A 25,955-nucleotide genomic window follows, 5' to 3' on the forward strand; every position below is an offset into this window, starting at 1 on the left:
CCCGGAGGAAAGTGCAACGGCACGAAGGCCGGGCGGCGGCTGGCGCCGCCGGCCGCCTTCCACTGGCGGATGAAGGCCGTCACCCGGGTGTAGGTGCCCGGATAGCCGATCGCCTGCAACTGCGAGAACAGCACCTTGGCGGTGCGTTGTTCCCGCCGGGGACGATGGCTGTCGGCACGCAGCCACGTCTCCAACTGGGACCGGTAGGGATCGAGCCGGGAGGGCGAGGCTCGCCTGGGATAGACCGGCTCGGACTGGCCGCTGCGCAGCCATCGCCGGATGGTATTGCGGGATAGGCCCGTGCGCTTGGCGATCTCGCGCAGCGGCAGGCCATCGCGGAAATGCATCCGCCGGATCTTGGCCAACATGACCATGGTGATCACTCCTGAAATCCCCCGAGCAAAAGATGCTCAGGATGTGGGCTTCAGGTGGGTCAGTTTTACCCGCGCATCACCGCCGAAAGTGGGTCAGTTCTGGATGCGCGCCAACAGCGCAGGGTAATGGTGGACTACGGGATGCTCGGCTACGAGCGGGGGTGTAGGGGCAGCGCCCCTACGTAAAACGCTTCACCCGCGCTGACGAGGCATCGGCCCCGCAAGTGGTAGGACACCTGGCGTAGGTTCGGCGTCAGGACCAGCCATCGCCACCGTCGACCGCTGTTGGCGCTGGCTCATCACGTCCCGCAGATTAACCACAGTGGCGGGATGAAAGCGAGTACCGGCGCTGCGATTGCATGCATTTCTGGAACTGTCGATCGACGGCGCCGAGCGTGCAGCTTCCATCATTCGCCGCCATTCTTGAGCCTGACACGCGGTCAGCGACAGCCAGGCTAGATCCTCGGGCAGCAGTTCGCGGCCTTCAGGCGTGATCAGGCGATCACCGAGGAAAGAAAAACCGGCCCAAGGGCCGGTCAAGTCGATACGGTGGTGCGGGTCACACTCAATCATGCCGCGATCTCATCCTTGGCCGGGGACGAAGGGCGGAGGCAAGAGCCGAGCCAAAGGCCCAGCCATTGCCACGCCGAGGACACGAACGCGGCCACAGTCCGATACAGCATTTCGCATAATGTATACAACGTGGCCGTTATCGAAGCCCGGCACGGCCGCCTGAGCCTTGTGGGGCAGGGCAAAGCCGACAGCCAAGCAGAGCGCCATAGCGGTCGCGGCCAGACGCTTCCAGAAGGTCCGTTCGGTTGAGGTCCGCGCCTCCGCACGCATGATTTCAACCGCCGCCTTTTCAGGTGTCGGATGCCCTTGGATACGCAGGCAATCTGCAACAACCCAGACCTGGGGAACGCTTCGGCCCACGCGGTAATGTGAGATTGCACCATCGGTGACGCCGATCTTCGGAGCCAGCTTGGCGAAGCTCTCTGCACCCGCCGCAACTCGTGTTTTCTCAAAGAAATCGGCCCAATCCATGTCACTCTCCGGCACCTGTCTAGAGCCGTAGACTACAGCTGTTGACGTCTAGCGCTGTAGTCGTGTACTTTGCCCCTGCCATCTACCGATATAGACGGCCCCGCCATCGACACCCCAAGGTCGTTGGCGGGTCCCCTTGGGGCTTGGGGAGGGGTAGGGCACATGGACGCACTTGTTTCAGCCGTGCTGCTGGGTTGCATCGCAGCCGTCTTGCTGGGGTTAGCCAAACTCGTTTCGTGGTGTGTTGACCGGCGTGCGGATTCCGCCGGTCGCGCTATGCGCGAAAGCCAATACGTTGCGCAGTCGGTCGCTCATCTGCGTCGCCTGGAAATCGAGGCCACGAAGCGCGGCAATCTGCTAGCCGCTGCCGAGCTCGCCGACGAACAGGAGCGAGTCGCATGAACACGGCAGCTCCAACTTTTATTGAATTTCTGGATGTGATGCGCGATGACACGGGCCTACTTGCTGTCGCCATCCTCATCAGCGTTGTTCTCCTGGGCGCGCTCCTTTCGATTCTGATTGAGCATGTCTGGCTCACGCTTCGGCACTGGTTGCAGCGGCGGAAGGGCAATGGGTCATGACGAATCACTACCCCAACAGTCCGTGCTACCTGTGCGGGGGCAGCCTACAGACCCTCCGGGCATCGGATGCGACGCTGAATTGCTGCACCAGCTGCGGCACGTTGATTACCAAGCGCAGGGATACGCCGAGCTACTCCAGCGCGTTCCCTGGCAACAGTTCTGGACGCTCACGTTCAAGCTCAGCAAGACCAGTCGAACAGGCGGCATGCACGAGGAAGCGGCTGATAAAGCGTTCCGCTACTTCGTCAGCTGCCTCAATCGCAGTATCTACGGTCCCAAGTGGGCCTCGCGCTGGCACGGCGGCATTCAGTGGGCGCGAGGGCAGGAGTTCCACCGTGATGGCCGCTTGCACTTCCACGCCGTTGCAGCTGCACCTACCGATGACCTCAACCGCCTCGCCAGCCGCTACGAGTGGCACGAATGGTGGTACCGGGAGTTCGGTCGTAATCGCATCGAAGCGCCGCGCAGCCAGGCAGACATTACCGGCTACGTAAGCAAGTACGTCACGAAAGGCGGTGTGGTCGATTTCTCGCGGAACTTCGGGGCATGGAACCCGCCGCCCATCGACTACACGCGCCGCCCAGAGCAAGACGCCTTGATCGCAGGCCACAGCAACACGCGATCCGACCGGCCAGGGCGACACCTGGTCACCGGGCGGACTGATGCAAGCATCGCGCAACGGGGCAACAAGCGGTCCACCACGTCTCCCTGCGGGGGGGTAGGGGGGGACTTAGCTTGACCCCACAGTACCGCCCGAAATTTGCCGACCTCGAAACGACCAATCTCACACGAAGCCAAAAGGAACAGACCGATGAACGCTCCCAAGATCACGATCAACAGCAATGTCGAAACCCGCACTGTCACCACCAAGACCGGCATGCAGAAGCCTGTGTACAGCCAGCGCGCAACGCTCGAAACCGAAGCCATGCGCATCCAAATTGAAGTTGAAGTGGATGGCCTGGACAAGGGCTATCCGGTTGGTGCGGTGAAGGAGTGGGACGTCACCACCGATCTTGTTCCGGGTCGCTTCGGCGTGGAACTGGCTCGCCGTATGACGCTGGTTGATCCGGCAGGTGCTAAGCCGCAGCCCACCACGAAGGCGGCCTGATCATGTCTGGCCCGGCACCTCTCTACGTTGTCGGTTGTGCTGCGGAAAACGTGCAGCAGGACGGAACGTGTTCGGTGCCGGTCTGGATGCCGTACCACCAGCCCATTCTTCCACCCCTTGATGTGGCTGATGGAACCCTTGTCGCGGCGGCCATCGTTGGCGTTTGGGCAATCGGGTTGAAAGCGCGTCTCGTGTTCCGCGCGGCGCGGCTAGGGGTCTACTGAAATGACGAGGAAAACCATGGAACTGAAGAACAACCTGCGCCGTATCGGCGCTTCCGTCCCGGCCAAGGTCAGTGCCGGTGTCGCTACCCTGATGGCATCCGGTGCCGCCCTGGCATCGGGCGGTTCGGGTTCGCCGGGCGCCGCCATTGCCGGCGAGCTGTCGGGTGGCAAGGCCGATGTGATGCTGGTGGTTGCTGCTGCGGCGGTGATCCTGGGCGCGATCATCCTGTGGGGCTACGTCAAGAAGGCTCGCTAACGCGGGCGTCCTGGACGGGGCAGGGGGCGCGCGGCAACGTTCGCCCCCTTTTTATTGGGAGAAGGGTCATGGGGTACTTCATCATTATCGCGGTCTGCGGCGCGTGCTGGCTCGCATTCGAGGGCATGTGATGCTCGCGCATAGATACGGCTGGGTCGTTACGATCATCCTGGTACTGGCAGGATGCGCTGCATTTGCGCCGACTGTGCATGCGCAGGTCTACCCATGTTCAACGTCGAAGGACGTGTCCAGCAGTCAATGCCCGGATGAGGGCAAGGCGTATGCCGCAGCCTGGGCTGTGGCGAGGGCGGTAGCTCAGTCGTCGAACGCGGGATCGCCGGGTGTTTGGTGTCCTGGCGTCAAGCGTGCGGGTGGCGCAACTGCGTACACCGCGTATGTCACTCCCTGTGCCAATCAAGGCCCTCAGTGGGAGACGCGCACGCGCACCTGGCCTCAGGGTCAGGAGTGTTCAAGTCAGACCGGTGGAGTGACGCCGTTCTTTCCACCGTCCGGCTCAACTCGATGCCGCGAGGGCTGTGAGTTCCAGTACCGTGACAACGGCGACGACACCACCACCTATAGCGCTACCGGCAAGGTTTGCGATGGCAAACCGGATTGCACGGCGGGCGGTCGGAACATGGTCTGGAATGCCATGTTGGGCGTGTGCCAGCCGGTGGAACCGGAGTGCCCGGAAGGTAAGGTCAAGGTCGGCAACGCCTGTGCCAATGAGAAGCCTTGCCCGGATGGCATGGCATTGGTCGCGGGTTCCTGCAAAAAGAAGGATGAGGAATGCCCGTCTGGCATGATCCGCAGCCCTTCGGGTCAATGCATCCCCGGCGATGGTTCGTGCGCAGCGGGAGAGGTTCGAGGGCCTGACGGTACCTGTAAGCGCGATAAGGACAATGATGGCGAACCTGATTCGACCGGGCCGGACGATAAGGATTCTTTCTCAGGTGGTGATACGTGTTCGTCGCCCCCTTCGTGTAGCGGCTCGCCGATCATGTGTGGGCAGGCACGAATTCAGTGGCGCATCGACTGCAACACGCGTCGTAATAACAACATCAGCGGCGGTCATTGTTCGCAGGCAGGTATGCCCACCTGCACTGGCGAGAAATGCAACGCGATGGAGTACGCGGGGCTGTTGATGCAATGGCGATCAGCGTGCGCGCTGGAGAAGCTCGCTGCGGGGAAGACCGAGACGCCGGGCAACAACACCGATGCCAACGGCAATGGCGTGCCGGATGTGCTGGAAGGTAGCGGGGATCCTGCTCCGATTGGCGATAGTGCAACCGACGTCCAGGGTGCCAAGAAATGGGGTATTGGGGTATCAACCGGATTGCTCGATACGAGCAATATGTTCGGCGGCGGATCGTGCCCCACACCGCCCACGTTCAAGCTGATGGGCCAGACGATCAGTGGCGCTGACTTCCCGTACTTCTGCCAAGCGGCGGCGATTCTGCGCGGGCTAATTCAGATATTCGCCGCGTTCGTTGCATTGAAAATCCTGATGGGTTGGGGGTTCTGATCATGATGGTTTGGACATGGATTCTTAAGGCGGTCGTGCTGCTGGTCGGCACGCTGAAGGATGCGGCAGCGGGGATTTTCGCCCGCATCCTTGCGACGTTCGGCCTTACCACGGTGACGTTCAATGCAGTGTTACCGAATCTCAAGGCGTTCGTGCTGCAGTACATCGGCGGCATCAGTGGCCCGGCGCAGGAGCTTCTCGGTTACCTGGGCGTCGGTACTGCGATGTCGATGATTCTCTCGGCCTTGACGGTTCGGCTTACCTGGAAGGTGTTCATCGTGCCGAAGGCAGTGGCCGATCAGCTGGGGGCCGGGTCATGATCTATTGGTATACCGGCCAACCTGGTCACGGAAAGACGCTGCACGGCATTGACCGGCTGTTGGAGTTCAAGGATCAGGGTAGGGCGGTGTATGCCTGCAACATTCGCGAGTTCGACTATGCCAAGGCGGGTGTTTTGGAGATGACGCCAGAGCAGTTCCGTGACTGGCCGAACTTCCTCCCTGATGGTGCCGTCGCCCTGGTCGATGAGGCGTACGAGCACAACATGCTTCCGAAGCGGCCACCGGGGTCTAAGGTGCCGCATCACGTCGAACAGCTTGCGAAGCATCGTCATCGCGGTTTGGACTTCATCTTCATCAGCCAATCGCCCGATAAGCAGTGCGATCAGTTCGTGCACGACCTCATTGAGAGGCATGTCCACGTGCGTCGTCGCTTTGGCACGAAGTTCGTTCACCTGCGTGAGTTCGACCGGTTTGAGGCGCAGGCCGAGAAGGCGACGCCGCTGGTTGTGAAGCGCAAGGCGCTTCCCAAGCGCCCGATGGGGCTTTACAAGTCCACCGAGCTCGACACCACCGAGCGGAAGATTCCCTGGTACTACATCGCGCTGCCAATTGCGGTGGCAGGTGGCCTGGGGCTGATGTACTACACCTTCGGCAACATGGGGGAGCGGTTAGGAGGTGGCACGGCTACGCCCCCAGCGCCGAGTGCACAGAGCGCGCATGCACCGCCTGACGGAGCGTCAGCGACGGCGGGCGGTGCAGGCGGAGCGAGAGGCACGAAAACGATTCGGGAGTACGTCGATCAATTCATGCCGCGCATCCCATCCGAGCCGTGGAGTGCACCGGCCTACGACAGCGCCATCAACCTTCCCAGCGAGGCTCCGCGATTGTTCTGCATGTCTTCGCTCGGCGGGCCCAATGCTCAGGGCAACATTGATGAACCAAGTTGCACATGCGTCACCGAGCAGGGAACCAGGTATCAGCTGGCCGATGAACCCACTTGTCGACTTATTGCACGGCATGGGCAGTACGAGCCGTTCCGTGACGAGCGCAATGATCGTTACGTCGATGGCCCTTCCCAAATGGAGCGCGCTCGCGGTGACATTGCGAATAGAGGGCAGGGTGGTGGTGTTGCCCTGGAGCATGTGGAGCGGGCCGTGGGCAGCTTCCCTGAGTCCAAGCCACATCCGACTACTACCTACATGACCACTCCACCCGGACCCAACAAGCTATGACCAGCGGCGGACGCGAGTTGTTGAAGTGGCTTGCCCTGGTGCTGATGACCGGCGATCACGTGTTGACGGTGTTCGGGCTTGGTTACGTGCCGGTGGTGTCCGAGCTTGGCCGGGTTGCGTTCCCGGTGTTCGCCCTTGTCATGGCCTACAACCTCGCGCAGGACGGCGCCGACGCTGGGAAATCAGCACGGCGCCTGGCGGCTTGGGGCCTGGTCGCCACTCCCGCGGCTATGCTGGCATTCGGCCAGGTGCTGCCGCTCAACGTGCTGTTTACCTTCGCCGCTGCGGCTGGTTGTATCTGGGCTTTGGAACGTCGCCAGTGGGCTCTTGCTGCGCTCCTGGGAATTGTGGCTCCTGTTGCCCTGGATTACGCCTGGCCGGGCGTGTGGCTCGTTCTGGCGGCCTGGCATTGGTATCGAGGGCGGGGCGGTCGCCCTTGGTTGGTGTGGGGCTGTATGGGGCTTGTCTGCGCTTACAACGGCAATGGCTGGGCACTGCTGGCGCTGCCGGCGTTGCGCCTGGCTCACTTCGACTGGTCTATCCCGAGGTCCGGACGGGCCTTCTATGCCTACTACGTGGGCCACCTGGCACTTTTGGTCGTGCTTGCCGCTATAGTCGCAGCATGAGCAGACACTTTGACCTTCATTACTGGTTCGCTCGGTGGATGGACTGGGCTTTCTCGCGGCGCAGGGCGTGATGCGTCACGCAAATAACTGAAATCAGGTACTATCCCCCCGAATCTGGAGGGGAATATGGATATTCGACTTGGGGCGATGTGCGTATTGCTGGCCGTCACCGGTGCAGTGTCAGCGCAGCAGATTCATTCGGCGAGAGGTCCCGCGCCAAAGCCCATTCCGGCAGCGCCCAAGGCGGCGCACAACTCGATGGCAAAGACCACGACGCCTTTCAACTGCCAAGAATTGGCGTGGCCGAATCACCCGCACCCTGCAATGAAGGCTTATTGCGAGCGCATTGAGGCGCGCACATTGTCAGATGAGGCGCGCCGCGCCGGTCGCCCTGGCCCTTCGGATAGTGTCGTTTCACTTCCTCCGCTCGGTTCCGATGCTGCCAAACGCTCAGGCTTCGCCTGTATCGGTGGGCAGGCATTCCGCAAGCTTCCCAATGGCTGGTCGCAGGTCTCGTCGCCTGCTGGTGGCTGGCAGCGCTGCCGGGAGCAATGATTCGGGGTGTAGGGGCAGCGCCCCTACGGAAGCGCCTTACACGCGCTGGCGAGGCATCGGCCCCGGTATCAGCAGGTCTGCCGCTGGTGGCTCGGCGTCAGGACCAGCCATTGCCACCGCCGACCGCTGTTTGCGCCGGCTCACCACGTCCCGCAGATTGACGACAGTGGCAGGACGATCCCACGCGACTGCAGCACGATTGTTCCCACGTATTGAGCAATGGGAATCTGGCGCCGAACGTGCAGCTTCCATCATCCGGCGCCATTCCTGCGCTTGGCAGGCGGTGAGCGACAGCCAGGCCAGATCTTCCGGCAGTAGCTCGCGTCCTTCGGGCGTGATCAGGCGATCACCGAGGAAAGAAAAACCGGCCCAAGGGCCGGTCAAGTCGATACGGTGGTGCGGGTCGAACTCAATCATGCCGCGATCTCATCCTTGGCCGGGGATTGAGGACGCAGGCAAGACCCGAGCCAGAGGCCCAGCCATTGCCAGGCGGAGCCGACGAAGGAGGACCAGCGCTGACCGAAGCGCCTGATACAATTTCGCATAATGTATATTATGTTCATTACGCCATTGCCCGATCCAGGCTTCACCAATCACGCCCCTGATCCACTCCAGGCGCCGGCCTGATTGTCAGTGATTCGATCACTGCCAACCGCCCTTTGGGCTTCCCTCAACCTCTGCAGGAATGGCAAAGGATCTTGCGGATCTGACAGTGGCCGGTAAAGACGGCTTTGCGGGGGTAGTTTTGCCGCTGATCTTGCCGTGGCTGGACGCCAGCCTGGCAAGAGCGCTTTCGCCGATTCGGCACCAACGACCGAGGCCTCAGGAGCGCGTTCTGGCACCCCAGCCGTAGCCACTCACTGGTCGTGACGCGTCACGCTATTCGGCTCGTTCCATGCCGGCGAGCTCCATGCCATCTAGGCGCGGGCCCGCGTCGATGCGCTGAGGATGAGCGCCACATACGCAATCAACGTGCCGGCCGCCAAACCCCAAACCTCCATCTCCCAGTTCCTCCGGTACGGGGATGGGCCTGTCACCGCCCAGACCAACAGCAAGGCGGCCGTCACCAAGCACCGTCCTGTTGGCGATGGAAATGAGCTTGTCTGCAGATTCATGGCCCAGATTGGGATCCCATCCGAAGAGCCAACGCAGGCGCTTCCAGTAGTCGTGCCCCACAGCCAACAGAAAGAGGAACGCGCCCGCCAGCAGACTCAGCAAAAACTGTACCAATGGATTCAAGGGACATCCTCAGGAATTGTGCAGCCAGCCTCGGCTGGATATCGCCGACCACGTGCGACCAACGCATCGCATCACAGGAACCTGTGCATCACAAAGACATCCACCAAGCCCAGCGTCCCATGCCGGAACGCCTTCGGTAGCGTTCCCACCACATCGAACCCCAGCTTCCGGTACAGCGCCACGGCCGGGGCATTGGTACTGACCACGTAATTGAACTGCATGGCCAGGAATCCTTCCGCCCTCGCCCGCTCCAGGCTGTGTTCCACCAGGGCCCGGCCCACACCTTGCCCTTGTGCCGGCGCATCCACCACATACGTGGCGCTGGCCACATGCGCCCCAAGGTCAGGGAAATTCGGGCCCATCTTGTACATGCCCACAACCCGGCCCTGCAGAACGGCCACATAAGGTGTCTGCGGCAGGAGCCAATGCGCGCGAAACGTTTCGACTTCAAAAGAGCCGGCAAAGGGCAGCGCATCCTGCGCCGCAATGACCGTCTTGAACATGCCCCACATCGCGTCGAAATCGCCTGCACGGGCGGGCCGGATCTCCATGCGTCTCCTGCAGATCTGTGGTGGTGACCAGGCCGGACACTACCAGAATCCAGCCCCTGCCCCATGGCTGCTTCACGCGCCACCGCCATCGGCTCCGCAATAGTTGTGGGAATTTCAGCCCTCAGAGCAGTAGATGCCTCCTGTTTCCGTGCACATCCCGCACCGGCTTCGACGGTGGCGCGTTCCCGCCTACGTCCTGCTGGGCATCTACCTGCTGTACCTGCTGGCCGGCAACATCTTCCTCAATACCCCGCTGTTCGATCAGTTCACCAACCGCAAGCCGCACAAGTTCGTGATGACCACCGGCCCGGCCATCACGCTGCTGCCCGGCCATGTCATCGCCTGGAACGTGCACATGCGCGGCCACGTGAACCACACGGTCTACGTGCTGCATGCCGAGCGCGCCAGCGCCCGGTTGGCGGTACTGCCCCTGTTCCAGCGCGAGGTACGGGTTCCGCGCTTGCAGGCGACGGGGGTTTCCGCCGAGATCAGCCGCGTCGAAGAAGCCATCCCGCCACCGCCGCGCAGCGACCGCGGCTGGACGCTCCGTTTCGACGCCATCCACAGCAACAGCATCCGCAGCGCACGCTTTGGCAAGTTGCTGATCATTGGCAAGGGCCGGGGTACGGTGGGCTTCCTCAAGCAGCTGCGCGGCGGGCCGTCGGAGCTCTTCGAATCCGAGGTGGCGTTCAGCGATGCGGACACCAGTTTTGACGGCGTGCAGCTGTTGGGCGACATGGATCTCACCGCGCGCTTCAGCTATCCGCGCCACTATCGGGACCAGGCGCCCGGTCTGGCCAAGTTGAAGCTGCTGCATGCCAAGCTCGAGGTCGACGCCCGCAGCCAGGGCCTGCGCATGGACACGGATGCCACAACGCCGAAGATCTCCAGCGCGCCCGTGCCCGGACGCCTGCAGCTGGCGCTGCACCTGATTGACGGCCAGCTGCAGCCCGGGGACCGCGCAATCTGGCAGGTGCCGCTCTACCTGGGTGACGGCGCCCCCAATCGCGGCGTGCTGGCCCTGCAGCTCAATGTGTCCAACGACCTGCGCCTGCAGGCCCGCCTGCCGCCAAAGCCCGGCTCAGGCAGCGAAGTGGATGCCGATCTGCACATCAGTGGCCGGAACGTTCCCTTCCAGCAGCCCGCCCAGCTGCTGGAACGCAGCTCCGGCACAGTGCGCGGCGAATGGACGTTCACTTCGCTCAACTGGATCCCTGCCCTGTTCGTTCGCAAGCCGTGGCTGCAGCTGGACGGCGGCGGCACGCTGAAGGCGGACCTGCGCGTGCGCAACGGCGAACTGATCGAAGGCAGCACCGTGGACATTCCGGCCGCCGAAGCCGTGGCCGAAGTCGCCGGCGTACGCCTGGCCGGCACGGCCAGCGCCCATGGCGAACTGAAGGCCGGCAGCCCCAGCCAGGCACAGCTGGCTGTCCGGCTGCCACGATTCACTGCTCGGCCAACCGATGCCAAGGACGTGCGCCTGTTCGACGGCCGTGATCTGGCCCTGGACCTGACCGGTGATGGTCGCCTGCAGGAGCTGCGCAAGGGTGTCCGCGCGCACCTGCGCTTCAGCCAAGCAACGATTCCCGACCTGGCCGCCTACAACCGTTACCTGGGCTCGCCGCAGGTGCGGCTGCTCCGTGGCACCGGCAGCCTGAGCGGCGATGCCACGCTCGACACCGATGGACGCGTCGGCCACGGCACTGCCCGGCTGCTGGGGCGCAATGCCAGCGCCAAGGTGGCAGGGCTGGACATGGGCGGCGACGTCGACGTGAAGGCAACGCTGCGCCGCGGTGACTTCAATCAGCGTCATTTCGATCTGTCCGGCACCACCGTCGAGCTGCGCAATGTGCAGGTGGCGGATACAGAGCAAACAAGCCCATGGAAAGGCCGCGTGGCCTTCAAGCGTGGCCGCATCGACGCGCAGTCGCCCTTCCAGGTCGATGCCACCACGGATCTGGATCTCAGCGATGCCCGCCCTTTGCTTGCACTGTTCGCAGAGCGTACCGACTACCCGCGCTGGACCCTGTCGCTGTTGGATTCCGGCCAGGTGCAGGCACGGGCGACGCTGCGCTGGCGCCCGGGCCATCTGATCATCGATGGACTGCAGGCCGAGAACGATCGGCTTTCGGTACGCGCGCGGCTGGATCTGCTCGACCAGCGCAAGCGCGGTGATCTCTACCTGCGCTGGGGGCTGCTGGGTGCGGGCATCGAGCTGGACGGTGACCAGCGCCAATGGCACCTGGCGAAAGCAAGGGAGTGGTTTGACCAGCGACCTTCCCTGCTGCCAGCGAGCGAGGGAGCGGGTGCCGTCGGTTCTTCAGATTGAAGGCCAGCAACCTGCATCCGTTCGCTGCCCCTGTGCGTAGACAGGCAGCACAAGCATCAGGGAGCTGCACGCTATGAAGCGGAGTTCACAGGTTTCCGGATTTCTGGGATGGGTGGCAATTACTTTCGTCGCGGCCACGCTGGGGGCATGGGCGTCCACGTCCGCGGCAAGCTTCTACGCTACCCTCACGCTTCCGGCATGGGCGCCACCGGCCAGCGTCTTTGGTCCGGTGTGGACGCTGCTCTACGCCATGATGGCGGTTGCCGCGTGGCTGGTCTGGCGCGAACGTGGCTGGCGCGGGGCACGACCCGCGCTGCTGCTCTATCTGGTGCAGCTGGCCGTCAACGCACTGTGGAGCTGGCTGTTCTTCGGCTGGAAGCTGGGCGCGCTTGCCTTCGCCGACATTCTTGTATTGATCGTGTTGGTGTGCGCGACGATCGTCGCGTTTGCGCGTACCCGCCCGGCCGCGGCAGTGCTGCTGCTTCCCTACCTCGCCTGGATCCTGTTCGCCTCGGCGCTCAACTTCGCCGTCTGGCGGGCCAATCCAGGGCTGCTGTGACACGCGGATCCAGCGTTCATGCCTGGGCCACGGCCTGTGGGCACCAGGTCCGCAGCAGGGCCGGCTTGAACGCCTGCTGCCCGCAACCGGTGGGGCACCGCACCACTCGCGCTGCAGTATGGCTGACCAGGCCCTGCCCTTCTTCTGCCTTGAAGATCGTCTCGCAGGAAAGGCAACGCGCTACCAGCGAGTACAGGTGCAGCAGCCGGCCACTGGCTGGATCCTGCAGTGCATCCACATCCAGCAATTCAAATTGGCAGCTGTCAGGGAGCATGCGGTACTGGGGCGCGGGTGCGGTCTGCAGGTTCACGGGCGTGGCATCTGTTGGAATTGCAGTCACCGTAGGGCAGCCGCTGTCTAGCTGGCGTGCAGCGCAGATGTGCTGGCCGCGAAACCTGCACCGGTCTCTGCATCGAAATCTGCTAGGGTGCGCGCCGATGCCTACATCCACATTGCCAGCACAACCCGATCACCCCATTGCCCTCAGCGCCGCCCTGAAAGCGCACACCCGAGCGGCCCACGATCGCCTCGACCAGCACCTGTTGCAGCAACACATCTTCGCGTCGCGCCAGCGTTACCTCTGCTTCCTGCGCGTGCAATGGCACTTCCATAGCGCCGTTGCGCCGCTGTACCGGATGCAGGATCCGGGCGCGACCCGCTTGCCGCTGATCGAGGAGGATCTTCGCGACCTCGGCGCTTCCATGCCGGTACCCCATGCCTGGCAACCGCAGCCTCAAGCATTCTCGAAAGCGACCGTTCTGGGCTGGCGCTACGTGGCGGAGGGCTCGACGCTGGGAGCGTCCGTGCTGTTGAAGATGGCCGCTGCGTTGCAGCTTCATGCCGGGTACGGGGCGCGCCACCTGCGTCCTTCCGAGCTCGGTGTGGCTGAGTACTGGAGACGCGAGCGGGAGGAACTGGATGCGCTCGTTTTAAGTGGCCAAGAGCGCGCACAGGCATGCAGGGGCGCGACAGACGCCTTCCAGTTCATCCGTCGCTGCGTAGATGAAGAATTCAGGTTTGAATGAAAGCCCCTTCACATTCACGTGGTGGTATGCGGCGGCACGCTTTTGCTTCACCATTCATGCACACCGGATGCAGTGCTGGGCCGTTCCAGCCATCCACGAATCATGAGTCCCGCCCTTGACGCCTCCTGCCGAATCCGCGCACGACACTGCCCTGTCCCGTTGCGCGCGCGAACCGATCCACACCCCTGGCGCGATCCAGCCCTACGGTGTGCTTCTGATCGTTGAACCGCAGTCCCTGCAGGTACGCGAGCGCGCCATCAGCCACCCCGGGCTGCTGAAGCAGTTCGGCGAACCGTTGATGCAGCACGTCAGTGAAGTGCTGGGCGGCGTGCTGGCACCGTTCCAGGGCGTGTTGCAACAGGCGACGGTGGGCAGCAGCGCGCATGTCGGTGCCGTGCACCTGGATGGGCACGGCCGCCATCAGTTGCTGGTGCACCGCTCCGCCACGGATCTTCTGGTCGAGCTGGAAGCACCGGTTCCCGGCCAGCCCGGCTCGCTGGAAGAACTGTATCCAGCCATCCGCGAGCTGATGACCGGCATTGAATCGGCAGCGACGGTGGAAGACCTGTGCAGGCTTGCGGCCGCGCACATGCGGCGGCTCACCGGCTTTGACCGCACCCTGGTCTATCAATTCGATGCTGGCTGGAATGGCATCGTGGTGGCCGAAGATGGCAATGGCCTGTTGCCGTCCTACCTGGACCTGCGCTTTCCCGAGTCGGACATTCCCGCACAGGCCCGCGAACTGTACCGCCGGAACCGGGTGCGCCTGATCGCGGACAACAACTATACCCCTACCCCGCTGATGCGGGCCGAAGACCACCGCGAGGCGCCACCGACCGACCTGAGCCTGGCCGTGCTGCGCAGCGTGTCCCCCGTGCATCTTCAGTACATGCGCAACATGGGGACCGGGGCGTCGATGTCGGTGTCACTGGTACATGAGGGGCGGTTATGGGGCCTGGTGTCCTGCCACACCGTGCAGCCACGCCGCCTGCCCTACCACGTGCGTACCGCCTGCGAGTTCATGGGCCAGATCCTGTCGCTGCAGATTGCACTGAAGGAGCGCGCGCTCGCGATTGAAGAACGCGTCGCGCGTCGCTCGATACTGGTCAAGCTGCTGGGCCGCATGGCCGGCGACGAAGAATTCATGGCGGCCCTGCGCCAGGACGAAGGCAGCCTGCTGTCGCTGACCGGCGCGGCCGGGGCTGCCATCGTGCACAAGGGCGACTGCATGCGCGTGGGTGAGTGCCCACCGGCCAGCGACGTGCTGGCCCTGGCCGATTGGCTGGCTACCCGGCAGGCCGGGCAGGAAACCTACTGCACCGACCACCTTGCCGCCGACTGGTCGCCTGCCGCGCACCTGGCCGATGTAGCCAGCGGCCTGCTGGCAGTGTCCATTTCGCAGCTGCATGACAGCTACCTGATGTGGTTCCGGCCGGAGGTGGTGCGAACCGTGCGCTGGGGGGGAGACCCCCGCAAGACCGCAGCGCCCGGCGTCGCACTCTCCCCGCGGAGCTCCTTCGACGCCTGGAAAGAGACCGTGCGGCAGCGCAGCCTGCCGTGGACCGACGCCGACTGCGATGCGGCACACGAGATGCGCACGGCCATCGTCGATATCGTGCTGCGCAAGGCCGAGGAGATGGCGGAACTGAACGAGCAGCTCCTGCGCAGCAACAAGGAACTGGAAGCCTTTTCCTATTCGGTCAGCCACGACCTGCGCGCCCCCTTCCGCCACATCGTGGGCTATTCGGAGCTGCTTGGCAGCTCGGCGGGCGACCGCCTCAACGAGACCGAGCGCCGCTTCCTGGATACGATCGTCGATTCGGCAAAGTCCGCCGGCACACTGGTGGATGACCTGCTCAGCTTCTCGCAGATGGGACGCTCCACGCTGGGGCGGGTGCGGCTGGACATGGCTGCGCTGGCCGAGGACGTGCGCCGGAGCCTGGCGCTGGATTACGCCGGCCGCGACGTGCAGTGGACGCTCGCGCCGCTGCCGGAGGTGGAAGCCGACCCGACGATGCTTCGCCTGGTCTGGCAGAACCTGCTGGCCAACGCGATCAAGTTCACCCGCGAGCGTGAGCACGCGATGATCGAGATTGGGCACGACCGCAGCGACGACGAAGATCACTTCTTCGTGCGCGACAACGGCTGCGGCTTCGACATGCGTTACGTCGACAAGCTGTTCGGTGTGTTCCAGCGCCTGCACCATGTGGAAGAATTCGAAGGCACCGGCATCGGCCTGGCCAACGTACGCCGCATCATCGGCCGCCATGGCGGCCGTACCTGGGCCGAGGGCGAGCCCGGCAAGGGCGCGACCATTCACTTCACCCTACCCCGCTCCACAGGAGAACACCCATGAGGGACCTGCGGCCGATCCTCCTGGTAGAGGACAGCCCCAAGGATGCAGAGCTGACGATGGCCGCGCTTGAGCGCTGCCAGCTGTTGAACGATGTCATCCATGTACGCGACGGCGCCGAAGCGCTGGATTACCTGCGCTGCGAAGGCAAGTTCGCCGGTGCCATGCACGGCGGCCCGGTGGTCGTGCTGCTGGACCTGAAGCTGCCCAAAGTCAATGGCTTGGAGGTACTGGAGCAGGTCCGTGGCGACCCGTACCTGAGCAGCACCCCGGTTGTGATGCTGACCTCCTCGCGCGAAGAGCAGGATCTGGTGCGCAGTTACGAACTGGGCGTCAACGCATTCGTGGTCAAGCCGGTCGACTTCAAGGAATTCTTCGACGCCATCCAGGGCCTGGGCATGTTCTGGGGCATCACCAACCAGCCGCCACCGCATCGGCCCAACGGTTCGGGGCAGCGCAATGCGTGATGGATCGCGCCGCAGCGAGCGCCTGCGCATCCTCATGCTGGAGGACAGCGCGCTTGATGCGGAGCTGATCAGCGCCCAGCTGCAGCGTGCCGGCCTCGATTTCGAGGCCGAGCGCCTGTGGACCCGCAACGCGTTCATCGAGGCCATCGAAAACCGCCCGTTCGACGTGATCCTCGCCGATCATGTCCTGCCAGGCTTCGATGGTGACGCAGCACTCGCCCTGGCGCGCGAGTGCGTGCCGCAGACGCCTTTCATCTTTGTTTCCGGCACCCTGACCGAGGAACTGGCGGTACAGGCCCTCACGCGCGGTGCCCGCGACTATGTGGTGAAGCAACGCCTGCAACGCTTGCCAGATGCGATCCGCCGCGCCCGCCAGGAGGCGCAGGAGCGTATCCAGCTGGCCAATGCGCAGGCCGCGCTGAACGAAAGCCAGGCCCAGCTGCAGAAGGTGACCGATGCCGTCCCGGCGCTGATCGCCCAGTTGGACAAGGACCATCGCTACCGGTTTGCCAACAAGGCGTTCCTGGACTGGCATGGATTCAGCCTTGCAGAACTGCTGGGTCGGTCGGCTCGGGATGTCAGCGGCATTTCCGCCTTCGAGCACGCCCTGCCCAGCCTGGAACGGGTACTACAGGGCGAGCGCACCCGCTTCCAGGCCGAACTGATCCATCGCAGCGGCGAATCACGATTCGTGCAGATGGACTGCGTGCCTGAGCATGCCGCCGATGGCAGCGTGGCCGGGTATATCTGCCTGGGCAGCGACGTGTCGCTGCTGAAACAGGCCGAGCTGGCCCTGCGCGAAGACAACCAGCTGCTCGAGCAGCAGGTACAGGCACGCACGGCCGAGTTGCGCGCCAGCAAGCGGCGCCTGCAGGCGATCTTCGAATCCAGTTTCCAGCACCAGGTGCTGCTGGATCTGTCTGGACGCGTGGTCGATGCCAATGACGCGTCACTGGCCGCGGTGCTGGCAGACAAGAAGGACGTCGTTGGCCAACGCTTCGCCGAATCGGTCTGGTTCGGCACCACCGAGGGCATCGCAGCGCTGATCGATCGGGCCGTGGCCGCAGCGGTACAGGGCCGCAGTTCACTGCATGCGCTGGAACTGGAACTACCGACCGGGCGGCGCAGCTTTGATTTCTCGTTCCGTCCACTACTCGATCCGGAGGGCGTGGTCACCGCTGTGGTCTCCGAGGCCGTGGAAACCACCGCGCGCGTGCAGGCTGAGCATGCGCTGCGCCAGTCGCAGAAAATCGAGGCGGTCGGCCAGCTCACCGGCGGCATCGCACATGATTTCAACAACATCCTGACGGTCATCTCAGGCAACGTCGAGCACGCCATGCTGCTCAGCGAGCGCGCGGGCGAACCCGGAGCGATGGTGAGCCGTGCGCTGGACAATGCACTGAAGGGTGTCGGCCGTGCCGCCAGCCTGACCCAGCGCCTGCTGGCGTTTGCCCGCCGCCAGCCGCTGCGCAGCCAGGCCGCCAACCTCAACGAGCGCCTGCTGGACATGCACGACATGCTGCAGCGTGCGCTGGGTGAGCTGGTGCAGCTGGAGATCCGCAGCGCCGAGGACATCTGGTGCGTCGAGATCGACGTCAGCCAGCTGGAGGCCTCTGTACTGAACCTGGCGGTGAATGCCCGCGATGCGATGCCGCACGGCGGCCGACTGGTGATCGAGGTCGACAACAGCCACCTCGACCACGACTACGCCGCACTGTTCCCGGATGCAACGCCGGGCGAGTACGTGATGCTGCGGGTGCGCGACAACGGCCACGGCATGGATGCGGCGACGCTCGCCCGGGTCTTCGAACCCTTCTTCACCACCAAGCAGGTTGGCCGTGGCACCGGCCTGGGCCTGTCGATGGTGCACGGGTTCGTCAAGCAGTCAGGCGGCCACGTGCTGATCGATTCGGTGGAAGGCGGCGGCACCAGCATCACCATGATGTTCCCGCGTTCACTGCTGCCGTTGCCCAGCGAGGCGCGCACTCCGCAGACCGGCCTGGCAGGCTATTCGCCGCGCGAGGAAACCATCCTGGTGACCGAGGACAACGACGATGTCCGCGCCCACACGGTGGATGCACTGCGGCTGCTGGGCTACCGGGTATTGGAAGCCCACGACGGCCCTTCCGCACTGCGGCTGCTGGAACGCCCGGATACCAGGGTGGACCTGCTGTTCTCGGACGTGGTGATGCCCGGCATGTCGGGCTGGGAGCTGGTGCGGGAAGTCCGTGAACGCTGGCCGGAGGTCGCCGTGCTGTTCACGTCGGGCTATCCCCGTGACCACGACCAGGTGGGCAGCCAGGGCCGGGCCGTTGCGCTGCTGCCAAAGCCGTTCACCCGAAGTGATCTGGCGACGGCCGTGCGCACCGCGCTGGAGGCAGCGCCACACTGAGGTCAGGACGCCGGATCGCGCCCGCCGGCCGCGATCCGGTTGATGTCCGCGCATTCCACCGTGCCCGGCGGATGCTCCCTGGCGGCCAAGGCAATCATCGCCTGGCCCAGTGCCAGATTGCTCGTCACCAGCGAAGGCGCGACCGCGCCGACCAGTTTCATCAATGGCGCACCGCCCCAGTACAGCGGCTTCAGCACTGCATGACGGGTGCCGGTACCCGGTACCGGACGAACGCCTCCTGGGCGCAGCATCACCGAGCGCACCGGCAGGGCCTGCAATGCCACTTCGGTCTCGCCCTTGACCCTCAGCGGCATTACCCGGCTCTGCGGATCCGCACCCGCACCGGATACATATAGAAAGCGCCCCTCGGGATTCGCCGCCGCCCAGGCGCGTGCAACCGCCAGCGTGATGTCCAGGGTCACGCGTCGATACTCGGCCTCTGCCGTGCCGACCGGTGGCGCACCGGCACAGTAGAAGCATGCGTCGAAGCCGGCCAGTTGCTCATGCCGGCCTTGCATATGCAGGAAATCGGGGACGATCAGTTCGCTGCCAGGCCCGTTCAGGCTGCCCGGCCTGCGGACCAGGGCAGTCAGGTGGGCCACCTGCGGCGAGCGCTGGCAGGCCAGCGCAACACCCTGCCCCACCAGGCCCGCAGCACCGGTCAACAGAATCCTCAACGCACCTTTCCCGGTCATGGTCGCACCCACGCTAGAGTTTCACGAAACGCTGGATCTTCCGCGCCAACCAGCCACTGAACACCAACGGCGCGTCCAGCGCTGACACGCAGATGCAGGGAACACCGGGTGCAGTTACCGGTTGATGCTCCACCTCCTCGTCCAGGTCCGCCACGTCGCCCGGCGCGAACAGCCCCAGCGCGTCGTTGTACGAGCCTCGAAGGATGTGGGTCAGTTCGCTGCGGCCATGGCTGTGCATCGGCAGGCACTTGCCCGGGGCAATCTTCAGCATGATCAGCGAGGGCATCTGCTCAGCCCTGATGCAGTGCACGCCGGGCGCCATCCAGCGCCAGCGCAGGGCACTGAGCGAAGCGCCGAAGTAAGGATGCAACGAGGCGGGCAGATGGTCCGGATCGGCCTCGGGCCGCTCCCTCGGCACCGGGCGCCTGGCTCCGGCGATGGCGCTCGGCGCGTCCGAGGCCAGCTGCATCAGCATGGCCTCGCGCAACTGCTCGCGACGCGCGTCGGCCGCGGGCGGTTGGGTCTGCTCCAGCAGCACCGAGCCGATCGCCTCGGCATCGCGCAGGCGCTGCCGGCAGTGGGGGCACTGCTCGAGGTGGGCACCGGCCACGATGCTCAACGGCGCCGGCAGCGCGCCGGCGGCATAGCTCATCAGCGTGGATTCGTGCAGGTGGTGATGCGGATTCACAGCGCACCTCCCACTTTGGCCTGCAGTTGCAGGAACGCACGTCGCAGGTGTGACTTTACCGTTCCAAGCGGCATGCCCAGCGCCTGGGCAATCTCGCTGTGGCTCTTCGCCTCGAAATAGGACATCCGCACCAGCCTCGCCTGCACGGCGGGCAGCTCGTTGATGCGCTGGCGAAGGCGCGCCTGGTCGGCGAACTGCTCGGCGCTGCTGCGCTCGATCATTTCCACCGCCGCGGCGTCTTCCACCGCTGCCTGCACCTGCATCCAGCTGCGCTCTCGACGGATGCGGTCGATATGCAGGTTGCGCGCGATCCGGTACAGCCAGGTACTCAGCGCGCCTTGGGCCGCATCATACTCGGCCGCCCGCAACCACAGGCGCAGCAGGCACTCCTGCGCCATTTCCTCGGCCACGGCGTCGGGTGCCCCCAGGCCACGCAGATACACGCACAGCCGCGGCATGAAGTAGTCATAGATCCGCATGAAACAGTCGCGGTCGCGCAGCCGCGCCACACTGTCCATGTCATCGGCCCAGTTCGTCGGCTCGCTGCTGGGCTGCTGGGAACTGGACACGGTGCGTGCGGTATCGAAGTTGAGGAGGGTGCTGGCAGCGTCAGGGTACATCTGCGTGAGCGGCGGGCATGTGAAGGTCTGTCCTCTCTACGCGCAGGGGCGGCCATTGGATGCAGCAGGCACTGTGCATCCAAGCAGCCGCGCCCGCCGTATGACCTGAGCCTCCCGACCGGATGAACACCATGCGCACTGCCTGGCTGCTGCTGTGCCTGCCCCATGCCGCGCTGGCGGCGCCCTGGCTGCGCAACGAGGGCGTGGCCACCTCGGCGCAGGGCGATCTGCTCTATCGTGAAGTGCACTGGCGGCGCGGCCCATCGGAGGGTGCCGAGCGCTGGGTGCTCTATCAGTGCCCGGATGGCCGCCCCTTCGCCCGCAAGCATCTGCCGGCCAGCGCCCGCCCGCAGGCCCGGGGTTATTCGCTGCAGGACAGCCGTAGTGGGCAAACCGCTGAAGTCGACGCGAGTGGCGAGTCGGTGTCGATCGCCTGGAAAGAAGATGCCGCCAGCGAGCTGCGTCAGCGTCGGCTTGAGCTGGCACCGGATGCGGTGATCGACACGGGCTTCGACGCCGCGGTGCGCCAGCATTGGCCAGCGCTGCTGCGAGGTGAACGCATCAGCCTGCCCTTCCTGGTGCCGGGGCGGCAGCGCTTCTTCCCGGTGCAGGTGCGGCGTACCGGCCCTGTTCGCTGGCAGGGCATCGACGCCCAGGCCATCGAGGTCAGTCTGGACACGTGGTACGGCGGCATCGCGCCGCGCCTGTCGCTGGTCTATGCCAGCGCCGACCGCCGCCTGCTGGAATTCCGCGGAACCAGCAACCTGCGCGATACCCGCGGCACCTACCCACAGGTCACGGTGCGCTTCAGCTCGCCGGTGGCCGAGCGGCCCGCCAGCGAATGGCAACAGGCCTGGGCGCAACCGCTGGTCGAACGCTGCAGCGTGATGCCCAAGTGAAGCCGGAATTTTCCACAGTCGGCCGCATCCATTGCGCGCACTGCTGCGTAGAGGAAGACACGACACCCGCCGAGATCCGCCATGGCCTCTGTAGCGCCCCTCCCCCGCCGACGCTGGCGCCTGCTGCGCACCCTGAAGCGCTGGGTCGACACCGGCAGCGCTGCAGACCACGCCGCTGGCGAGCCCGGACGCATCGACTGGCTGCGCGCCGTACCGTTCGCGTTGATGCACCTGGCCTGCATCGCGGTGATCTGGGTAGGTATCTCGTGGACGGCAGTGATCGTCGCCGCAGCCCTCTACGCAGTGCGCATGTTTGCGATCACCGCCTTTTACCACCGCTACTTCTCGCACCGGACGTTCCAGGCATCGCGAACGGTGCAATTCGTGTTCGCGGTGATCGGCGCGTCCAGCGTGCAACGTGGGCCGCTGTGGTGGGCGGCCCACCATCGCCATCACCATCGGCATGCCGACCAACCGCTGGACCCGCACTCGCCGCGCGAAGGCGGCTTCTGGCGCAGCCACATGGGCTGGTTCCTCACCCGCGAGGCATTCGCCACGGATCTATCGCGCGTGCCTGACCTGGCGCGCTTCCCGGAACTGCGCTGGCTGGACCGCTTTGATACGGCGGTGCCGGTATTGCTGGCTGCCGCGCTGTACGCACTCGGCGCCGGCCTGGAGCGCTGGGCGCCCGGACTGCACACCTCTGGCCCGCAGTTGCTGGTGTGGGGCTTCTTCATTTCCACCGTGGTGTTGTTCCACGCCACCGTTACCATCAACTCGCTGGCCCATCGTTTTGGCCGGCGGCGCTTCGAGACCCGTGACGACAGCCGCAACAACCTCTGGCTGGCGCTGCTTACCTTCGGTGAAGGCTGGCACAACAACCACCATTTCTTCCCTGGGACCGTCCGCCAAGGGTTCCGCTGGTGGGAGATCGACCTGACCTGGTACGGGCTGCGCGCAATGGCGGCCATGGGCCTGGTGAGGGGGCTCAAGCCCATCCCCGAGTGGGTACTGGCCAAGGCGAGGTACTGACATGCGCATCGCGATCATCGGCTCCGGCATTGCCGGCCTGGCCAGTGCCTGGTGGCTGGACGGCGAACACGAAGTGACGCTGTTCGAGGCCAACGATTACCTGGGCGGGCATACCCACACCCATGACGTGCAGGTGGACGGCACGCGCATGGCGGTGGATACCGGTTTCATCGTCTTCAATCCCCTGCACTACCCACTGCTGACGGCACTGTTCGAAGAACTGGGTGTGGCCTCGCAGCCGACCACCATGAGCTTCTCCATGCACAGCGAGCGAAGTGGCGTCGAGTACAACGCCACTTCGCTGGATGGCCTGTTCTGCCAACGTCGCAATCTGGTTTCGCCACGTTTCTGGGGAATGCTGGCCGACCTGCGCCGGTTCTACCGGGATGCGCCGCTGCTGCTGGCGGAAGACGAAGGCCCGACACTGGGCCAGTACCTGCGCGGCCAGCGCTACGGCACCGCTTTCATCGACGAGCACCTGCTGCCGATGGCTTCGGCACTATGGTCGTCACCGACCGCCACGGTCATGCAGTTCCCGGCCCGCTACCTGGCCCAGTTCATGGCCAACCACCAGATGCTGCAGATGACCGGGCGCGCACCCTGGCGGGTGGTCAGCGGTGGCTCGGCACGCTATGTCGATGCCCTTCGCGCCCGCTGGCGGGTGCGTGAGCGGCTGGAATGCCCGGTTCACTCGGTCGAACGCATGCCGTGGGGCGCGCGCGTGCACAGCGCGGCCGGCGTGGAGGGGTTCGACGAGGTCATCCTGGCGTGCCACAGCGACCAGGCGCTTGCCCTGCTGCATGACGCCGATCAGGTCGAACGCGAAGTACTCGGCGCCATCCGCTACCAGCCCAACGAAGCAGTACTGCATACCGATGCATCGTTGCTGCCGCGCAACCGCAAAGCATGGGCTGCATGGAATGCACACGTGCCCAGGGATCCAGGCGCGCCCTGTACGGTCAGCTATTGCATGAACCTCCTGCAGGGCCTGCCCGGTGACACCCCGCTGGTCGTGACCCTCAACCGCAGCGAGGCGATTGATCCGGCCAAGGCGCTGCGCAGGCTGCACTATGCCCACCCGGTGCACGATCATGCCGCTATCCGCGCCCAGCAGCGCTGGGCAGAGCTGCAGGGCCGCCGCCACACCTGGTTCGCCGGCGCATACTGGGGCTGGGGCTTCCACGAAGACGGCATCCGCAGCGCCCGCCGCGTGGTGGACGCGATGCGCGAGTGCACCGCGCACCTTGACAGCGTTGCGCCCGGCGAGGTGGCAGCGTGAGTGCCAGCGCACTCTACTTCGGGCAGGTGATGCACCGACGGCATCATCCGCAGCCCCACGCGTTCCGCTATCCGATCGCGCAGCTGCTGCTCGATCTGGACGAGCTGGAGACCGTGTTCGCCGGGCGCTGGCTGTGGTCGGTCAATCGCCGCAACCTGGCCGAGTTCCGCCGCAGCGACTACTTCGGCAATCCCGCACAACCGCTGGCCGATGCGGTGCGCGATCATGCTGCGGCTACCCTGGGCTATCGGCCTGCCGGCCCGGTACGCCTGCTCACCCACCTTCGCTTCGGCGGGCACGTATTCAACCCGGTCAGCTTCTACTACTGCTACCAGTCCGATGGCAGCACCCTGGACTGCATCGTCGCCGAGATCACCAATACGCCCTGGAAGGAACGGCACGCCTATGTCCTGCCAGTCGCCACGGCCACCCACGAAGGCGCCTCGCTGCGCTGGCGGTTCGACAAGCGCTTCCATGTCTCGCCGTTCATGCCGATGGATTGCCACTACGACTGGCGGTTCAACCGCCCAGATGATGATCTGCGCGTGCACATGCAGGTCTGGCGCCAAGGCGTTCGCCAGTTTGATGCCACCCAGGCCATGCAGCGACACGCCCTGGACGGCCGCGGGCTGGCCCGGGTCCTGGCCTGCTATCCCTTGATGACCCTGCAGGTGATGGCCGCCATCCACTGGCACGCGCTGCGGCTGTGGCTGAAACGCAACCCCGTGCATGACCACCCTGCCCTTGCCGAGAAACCGCGATGAACTCGATGACTCCCCTGGTCGCCCTGCCACGTCCCGGCGCCTTGGATGCCTTCCTGCGCCGCCGCCTGCTGCAACAGCTTGCCCCCATGCGCGACGGCCGCCTGTGCGTGCGTGATGCACTCGGCGAAGTCTGGCTGGGCGATGCCCATGGCGAGCTGCATGTGACCGTCACCATCGATGACCCGGCGTTCTACCGCAAGGTTGCAGCGCAAGGCAGCGTGGGCGCAGGTGAAAGCTACATACAGGGGGAATGGCACTGCGATGACCTGGTGGCGCTGATCCGGCTGCTGGTACGCAATCGCGACCTGCTCGACGGCATGGAGCGCGGCCCGGCCCGCGTGGGTGGCTGGCTGCTGCGCGGCTGGAACCGCCTGCGCCGCAACAGCCGTGAAGGCAGCCGCCGCAACATTGCCGCGCACTACGACCTTGGCAACGACTTCTTTGCCCTGTTCCTGTCGCCGGACCTGATGTATTCCTCAGCCCTGTTCGACACAGAAGACGAGTCGCTGGAGTCCGCCTCCCGGCGCAAGCTGGACCGCATCTGCCAGCAGCTCCAGCTCAAGCCGGGCGATCGCGTGGTGGAGATCGGCACCGGCTGGGGTGGTTTTGCGCTGCACGCGGCGCAGCACTACGGCTGCCACGTCACCACCACCACCATCTCCGCCGAGCAGCACGCGCTGGCTGCCCAGCGCGTGCAGGCGGCCGGCCTGCAGGACCAGGTCACGCTGCTGATGCAGGACTACCGCGACCTGCAGGGCCAGTTCGACAAGCTGGTGTCGATCGAGATGATCGAAGCCATCGGCGCAGAATACCTGGACACCTACATGGCCACGCTGCAGCGCCTGCTCAAGCCTGATGGCGTTGCCCTGCTGCAGGCCATCACCATCGAGGACCATCGCTACGAGCAGGCCCGGCGCAGCGTAGACTACATCAAGCGCTATGTGTTCCCCGGCAGCTTCATTCCGTCGATCAACGCGATCATGGCCGCCAAAACGCGGTCCAGCGACCTGCAGCTGATCGCCCAGCAGGACTTCGGTCACTCCTACGCGCTGACCCTGCGCGCCTGGCGCCAGCGCTTCCTCGCCCGGTTGCCCGACGTGCAGGCGCAGGGCTTCGATACGCGCTTCTGCCGCCTGTGGGAGTTCTACCTGGCCTACTGCGAGGGCGGCTTCCTGGAGCGCTCGATCGGGGTCTCCCATCTGCTGATGGCGCGCCCGGGGCATCGCCCGGGCGCCTCATCGGGCCAAGGCAGCTGAG

Annotated in this window: 32 protein-coding genes; 22 read left to right on the forward strand and 10 right to left on the reverse strand. The window is 64.8% G+C overall.

From position 1 onward, the window contains the following. Nucleotides 1–374 (reverse strand): helix-turn-helix domain-containing protein (locus tag WDC87_RS05595; RefSeq protein WP_336331288.1); only part of this gene is annotated, 374 nt, incomplete at its 3' end. On the opposite strand from WDC87_RS05595, the gene WDC87_RS05600 reads away from it, so the two are divergent. Then, complete coding sequence (locus WDC87_RS05600; RefSeq protein ID WP_336331290.1) at nt 367–501, forward strand: hypothetical protein; 135 nt, start codon at nt 367–369, stop codon at nt 499–501. The two genes, WDC87_RS05595 and WDC87_RS05600, sit on opposite strands and share 8 nt — an antisense overlap. A 65-nt stretch (nt 502–566) precedes the next feature. On the opposite strand, the gene WDC87_RS05605 is transcribed toward WDC87_RS05600, so the two are convergent. Both WDC87_RS05605 and WDC87_RS05610 read right to left on the reverse strand, forming a co-directional pair. Next, complete coding sequence (locus WDC87_RS05605; RefSeq protein ID WP_252744470.1) at nt 567–947, reverse strand: DUF3653 domain-containing protein; 381 nt, start codon at nt 945–947, stop codon at nt 567–569. 9 nt (nt 948–956) lie between these two features. Further along, complete coding sequence (locus WDC87_RS05610; RefSeq protein ID WP_252744471.1) at nt 957–1,418, reverse strand: DUF3693 domain-containing protein; 462 nt, start codon at nt 1,416–1,418, stop codon at nt 957–959. A gap of 162 nt (nt 1,419–1,580) precedes the next feature. On the opposite strand from WDC87_RS05610, the gene WDC87_RS05615 reads away from it, so the two are divergent. From WDC87_RS05615 to WDC87_RS05660, 10 genes are all read left to right on the forward strand, one after another. Continuing rightward, on the forward strand, nt 1,581–1,820 hold the full coding sequence (locus WDC87_RS05615) for a hypothetical protein (protein WP_252744472.1): 240 nt from the start codon (nt 1,581–1,583) through the stop codon (nt 1,818–1,820). Beyond that, nucleotides 1,817–1,999, forward strand: a complete 183-nt coding sequence (locus WDC87_RS05620; protein WP_130768067.1) for a hypothetical protein — start codon at nt 1,817–1,819, stop codon at nt 1,997–1,999. The genes WDC87_RS05615 and WDC87_RS05620 overlap by 4 nt, the downstream gene beginning before the upstream one ends. Then, the gene (locus WDC87_RS05625; protein ID WP_252744473.1) at nt 1,989–2,738 is read left to right on the forward strand and encodes a replication endonuclease; all 750 of its coding nucleotides are present in this window, start codon (nt 1,989–1,991) and stop codon (nt 2,736–2,738) included. Before WDC87_RS05620 ends, WDC87_RS05625 begins: the two co-directional genes overlap by 11 nt. Nucleotides 2,739–2,810: 72 nt before the next feature. After that, on the forward strand, nt 2,811–3,107 hold the full coding sequence (locus WDC87_RS05630; RefSeq protein ID WP_099562418.1) for a hypothetical protein: 297 nt from the start codon (nt 2,811–2,813) through the stop codon (nt 3,105–3,107). A gap of 240 nt (nt 3,108–3,347) precedes the next feature. Further along, a complete protein-coding gene (locus WDC87_RS05635; RefSeq protein ID WP_252744474.1) occupies nt 3,348–3,587 on the forward strand; it encodes a hypothetical protein in 240 nt (79 codons plus the stop codon). A 487-nt stretch (nt 3,588–4,074) separates the two neighbouring features. Continuing rightward, nucleotides 4,075–5,112, forward strand: a complete 1,038-nt coding sequence (locus WDC87_RS05640; protein ID WP_252744475.1) for a virulence factor TspB C-terminal domain-related protein — start codon at nt 4,075–4,077, stop codon at nt 5,110–5,112. A 2-nt stretch (nt 5,113–5,114) separates the two neighbouring features. Continuing rightward, a complete protein-coding gene (locus tag WDC87_RS05645; protein WP_099562421.1) occupies nt 5,115–5,432 on the forward strand; it encodes a DUF2523 family protein in 318 nt (105 codons plus the stop codon). Continuing rightward, nucleotides 5,429–6,625 (forward strand): zonular occludens toxin domain-containing protein, encoded by a 1,197-nt coding sequence (locus WDC87_RS05650; RefSeq protein WP_252744476.1) that lies wholly within the window; start codon nt 5,429–5,431, stop codon nt 6,623–6,625. The genes WDC87_RS05645 and WDC87_RS05650 overlap by 4 nt, the downstream gene beginning before the upstream one ends. Then, a complete protein-coding gene (locus tag WDC87_RS05655) occupies nt 6,622–7,251 on the forward strand; it encodes a TraX family protein (RefSeq protein ID WP_252744477.1) in 630 nt (209 codons plus the stop codon). Before WDC87_RS05650 ends, WDC87_RS05655 begins: the two co-directional genes overlap by 4 nt. A 126-nt stretch (nt 7,252–7,377) precedes the next feature. Beyond that, nucleotides 7,378–7,806, forward strand: coding sequence for a hypothetical protein (locus WDC87_RS05660; RefSeq protein WP_252744478.1), 429 nt, complete (start codon nt 7,378–7,380; stop codon nt 7,804–7,806). A gap of 36 nt (nt 7,807–7,842) precedes the next feature. Here WDC87_RS05660 and WDC87_RS05665 read toward each other — a convergent pair whose 3' ends face one another. The 3 genes from WDC87_RS05665 to WDC87_RS05675 all read right to left on the reverse strand — a co-directional run bounded on the left by WDC87_RS05665 (nt 7,843) and on the right by WDC87_RS05675 (nt 9,596). Further along, nucleotides 7,843–8,223 carry a DUF3653 domain-containing protein gene (locus tag WDC87_RS05665; RefSeq protein ID WP_252744479.1) on the reverse strand — a complete coding sequence of 127 codons (381 nt, stop codon included), beginning with the start codon at nt 8,221–8,223 and terminating at the stop codon, nt 7,843–7,845. A gap of 462 nt (nt 8,224–8,685) precedes the next feature. After that, nucleotides 8,686–9,045, reverse strand: a complete 360-nt coding sequence (locus WDC87_RS05670; RefSeq protein ID WP_252744480.1) for a hypothetical protein — start codon at nt 9,043–9,045, stop codon at nt 8,686–8,688. A 71-nt stretch (nt 9,046–9,116) separates the two neighbouring features. Continuing rightward, entirely contained in the window at nt 9,117–9,596 is a 480-nt protein-coding gene (locus WDC87_RS05675; RefSeq protein WP_188241041.1) for a GNAT family N-acetyltransferase, read from the reverse strand. Between the two features lie 133 nt (nt 9,597–9,729). Between WDC87_RS05675 and WDC87_RS05680 the strand changes: the two genes are divergently transcribed. Both WDC87_RS05680 and WDC87_RS05685 read left to right on the forward strand, forming a co-directional pair. Next, nucleotides 9,730–11,925, forward strand: coding sequence for a hypothetical protein (locus WDC87_RS05680; protein WP_188241042.1), 2,196 nt, complete (start codon nt 9,730–9,732; stop codon nt 11,923–11,925). 73 nt (nt 11,926–11,998) lie between these two features. Continuing rightward, nucleotides 11,999–12,484 carry a TspO/MBR family protein gene (locus tag WDC87_RS05685; protein ID WP_072167008.1) on the forward strand — a complete coding sequence of 162 codons (486 nt, stop codon included), beginning with the start codon at nt 11,999–12,001 and terminating at the stop codon, nt 12,482–12,484. Nucleotides 12,485–12,500: 16 nt separating this feature from the next. On the opposite strand, the gene WDC87_RS05690 is transcribed toward WDC87_RS05685, so the two are convergent. After that, a complete protein-coding gene (locus tag WDC87_RS05690; protein WP_088497482.1) occupies nt 12,501–12,794 on the reverse strand; it encodes a hypothetical protein in 294 nt (97 codons plus the stop codon). A 127-nt stretch (nt 12,795–12,921) separates the two neighbouring features. Between WDC87_RS05690 and WDC87_RS05695 the strand changes: the two genes are divergently transcribed. The 4 genes from WDC87_RS05695 to WDC87_RS05710 all read left to right on the forward strand — a co-directional run bounded on the left by WDC87_RS05695 (nt 12,922) and on the right by WDC87_RS05710 (nt 18,721). Beyond that, nucleotides 12,922–13,509 carry a biliverdin-producing heme oxygenase gene (locus WDC87_RS05695; RefSeq protein ID WP_172412153.1) on the forward strand — a complete coding sequence of 196 codons (588 nt, stop codon included), beginning with the start codon at nt 12,922–12,924 and terminating at the stop codon, nt 13,507–13,509. Between the two features lie 115 nt (nt 13,510–13,624). Next, complete coding sequence (locus tag WDC87_RS05700; RefSeq protein ID WP_252744481.1) at nt 13,625–15,865, forward strand: ATP-binding protein; 2,241 nt, start codon at nt 13,625–13,627, stop codon at nt 15,863–15,865. Then, nucleotides 15,862–16,329: a response regulator gene (locus WDC87_RS05705; protein WP_005416517.1), complete on the forward strand. Its 468-nt coding sequence runs from the start codon at nt 15,862–15,864 to the stop codon at nt 16,327–16,329. Before WDC87_RS05700 ends, WDC87_RS05705 begins: the two co-directional genes overlap by 4 nt. Further along, entirely contained in the window at nt 16,322–18,721 is a 2,400-nt protein-coding gene (locus WDC87_RS05710) for a hybrid sensor histidine kinase/response regulator (protein WP_252744482.1), read from the forward strand. Before WDC87_RS05705 ends, WDC87_RS05710 begins: the two co-directional genes overlap by 8 nt. A 2-nt stretch (nt 18,722–18,723) precedes the next feature. Here WDC87_RS05710 and WDC87_RS05715 read toward each other — a convergent pair whose 3' ends face one another. The 3 genes from WDC87_RS05715 to WDC87_RS05725 are packed head-to-tail and all read right to left on the reverse strand — an operon-like array spanning nt 18,724 to nt 20,724. Then, entirely contained in the window at nt 18,724–19,416 is a 693-nt protein-coding gene (locus WDC87_RS05715) for an NAD-dependent epimerase/dehydratase family protein (protein WP_088497513.1), read from the reverse strand. A 13-nt stretch (nt 19,417–19,429) separates the two neighbouring features. Continuing rightward, complete coding sequence (locus WDC87_RS05720) at nt 19,430–20,104, reverse strand: ChrR family anti-sigma-E factor (protein ID WP_065196721.1); 675 nt, start codon at nt 20,102–20,104, stop codon at nt 19,430–19,432. Then, nucleotides 20,101–20,724: a sigma-70 family RNA polymerase sigma factor gene (locus WDC87_RS05725; RefSeq protein ID WP_053496654.1), complete on the reverse strand. Its 624-nt coding sequence runs from the start codon at nt 20,722–20,724 to the stop codon at nt 20,101–20,103. The genes WDC87_RS05720 and WDC87_RS05725 overlap by 4 nt, the downstream gene beginning before the upstream one ends. Nucleotides 20,725–20,855: 131 nt before the next feature. Here WDC87_RS05725 and WDC87_RS05730 point away from each other — a divergent pair, with 131 nt between their 5' ends. From WDC87_RS05730 to WDC87_RS05750, 5 genes are all read left to right on the forward strand, one after another. Then, on the forward strand, nt 20,856–21,623 hold the full coding sequence (locus WDC87_RS05730; RefSeq protein WP_031269076.1) for a hypothetical protein: 768 nt from the start codon (nt 20,856–20,858) through the stop codon (nt 21,621–21,623). An 81-nt stretch (nt 21,624–21,704) separates the two neighbouring features. After that, nucleotides 21,705–22,655 (forward strand): acyl-CoA desaturase, encoded by a 951-nt coding sequence (locus WDC87_RS05735; RefSeq protein WP_065178583.1) that lies wholly within the window; start codon nt 21,705–21,707, stop codon nt 22,653–22,655. Between the two features lies 1 nt (nt 22,656). After that, nucleotides 22,657–23,934 carry an FAD-dependent oxidoreductase gene (locus WDC87_RS05740; RefSeq protein ID WP_252744483.1) on the forward strand — a complete coding sequence of 426 codons (1,278 nt, stop codon included), beginning with the start codon at nt 22,657–22,659 and terminating at the stop codon, nt 23,932–23,934. Continuing rightward, nucleotides 23,931–24,698 (forward strand): DUF1365 domain-containing protein, encoded by a 768-nt coding sequence (locus WDC87_RS05745; RefSeq protein WP_088497487.1) that lies wholly within the window; start codon nt 23,931–23,933, stop codon nt 24,696–24,698. Before WDC87_RS05740 ends, WDC87_RS05745 begins: the two co-directional genes overlap by 4 nt. Next, on the forward strand, nt 24,695–25,954 hold the full coding sequence (locus tag WDC87_RS05750; RefSeq protein ID WP_134970217.1) for a cyclopropane-fatty-acyl-phospholipid synthase family protein: 1,260 nt from the start codon (nt 24,695–24,697) through the stop codon (nt 25,952–25,954). The genes WDC87_RS05745 and WDC87_RS05750 overlap by 4 nt, the downstream gene beginning before the upstream one ends. The last annotated feature ends 1 nt before the right edge of the window (nt 25,955 follow it).

This window comes from Stenotrophomonas maltophilia group sp. Smal12, assembly GCF_037079935.1.
In the GTDB taxonomy this organism is placed as follows: Bacteria; Pseudomonadota; Gammaproteobacteria; order Xanthomonadales; family Xanthomonadaceae; genus Stenotrophomonas; species Stenotrophomonas sepilia.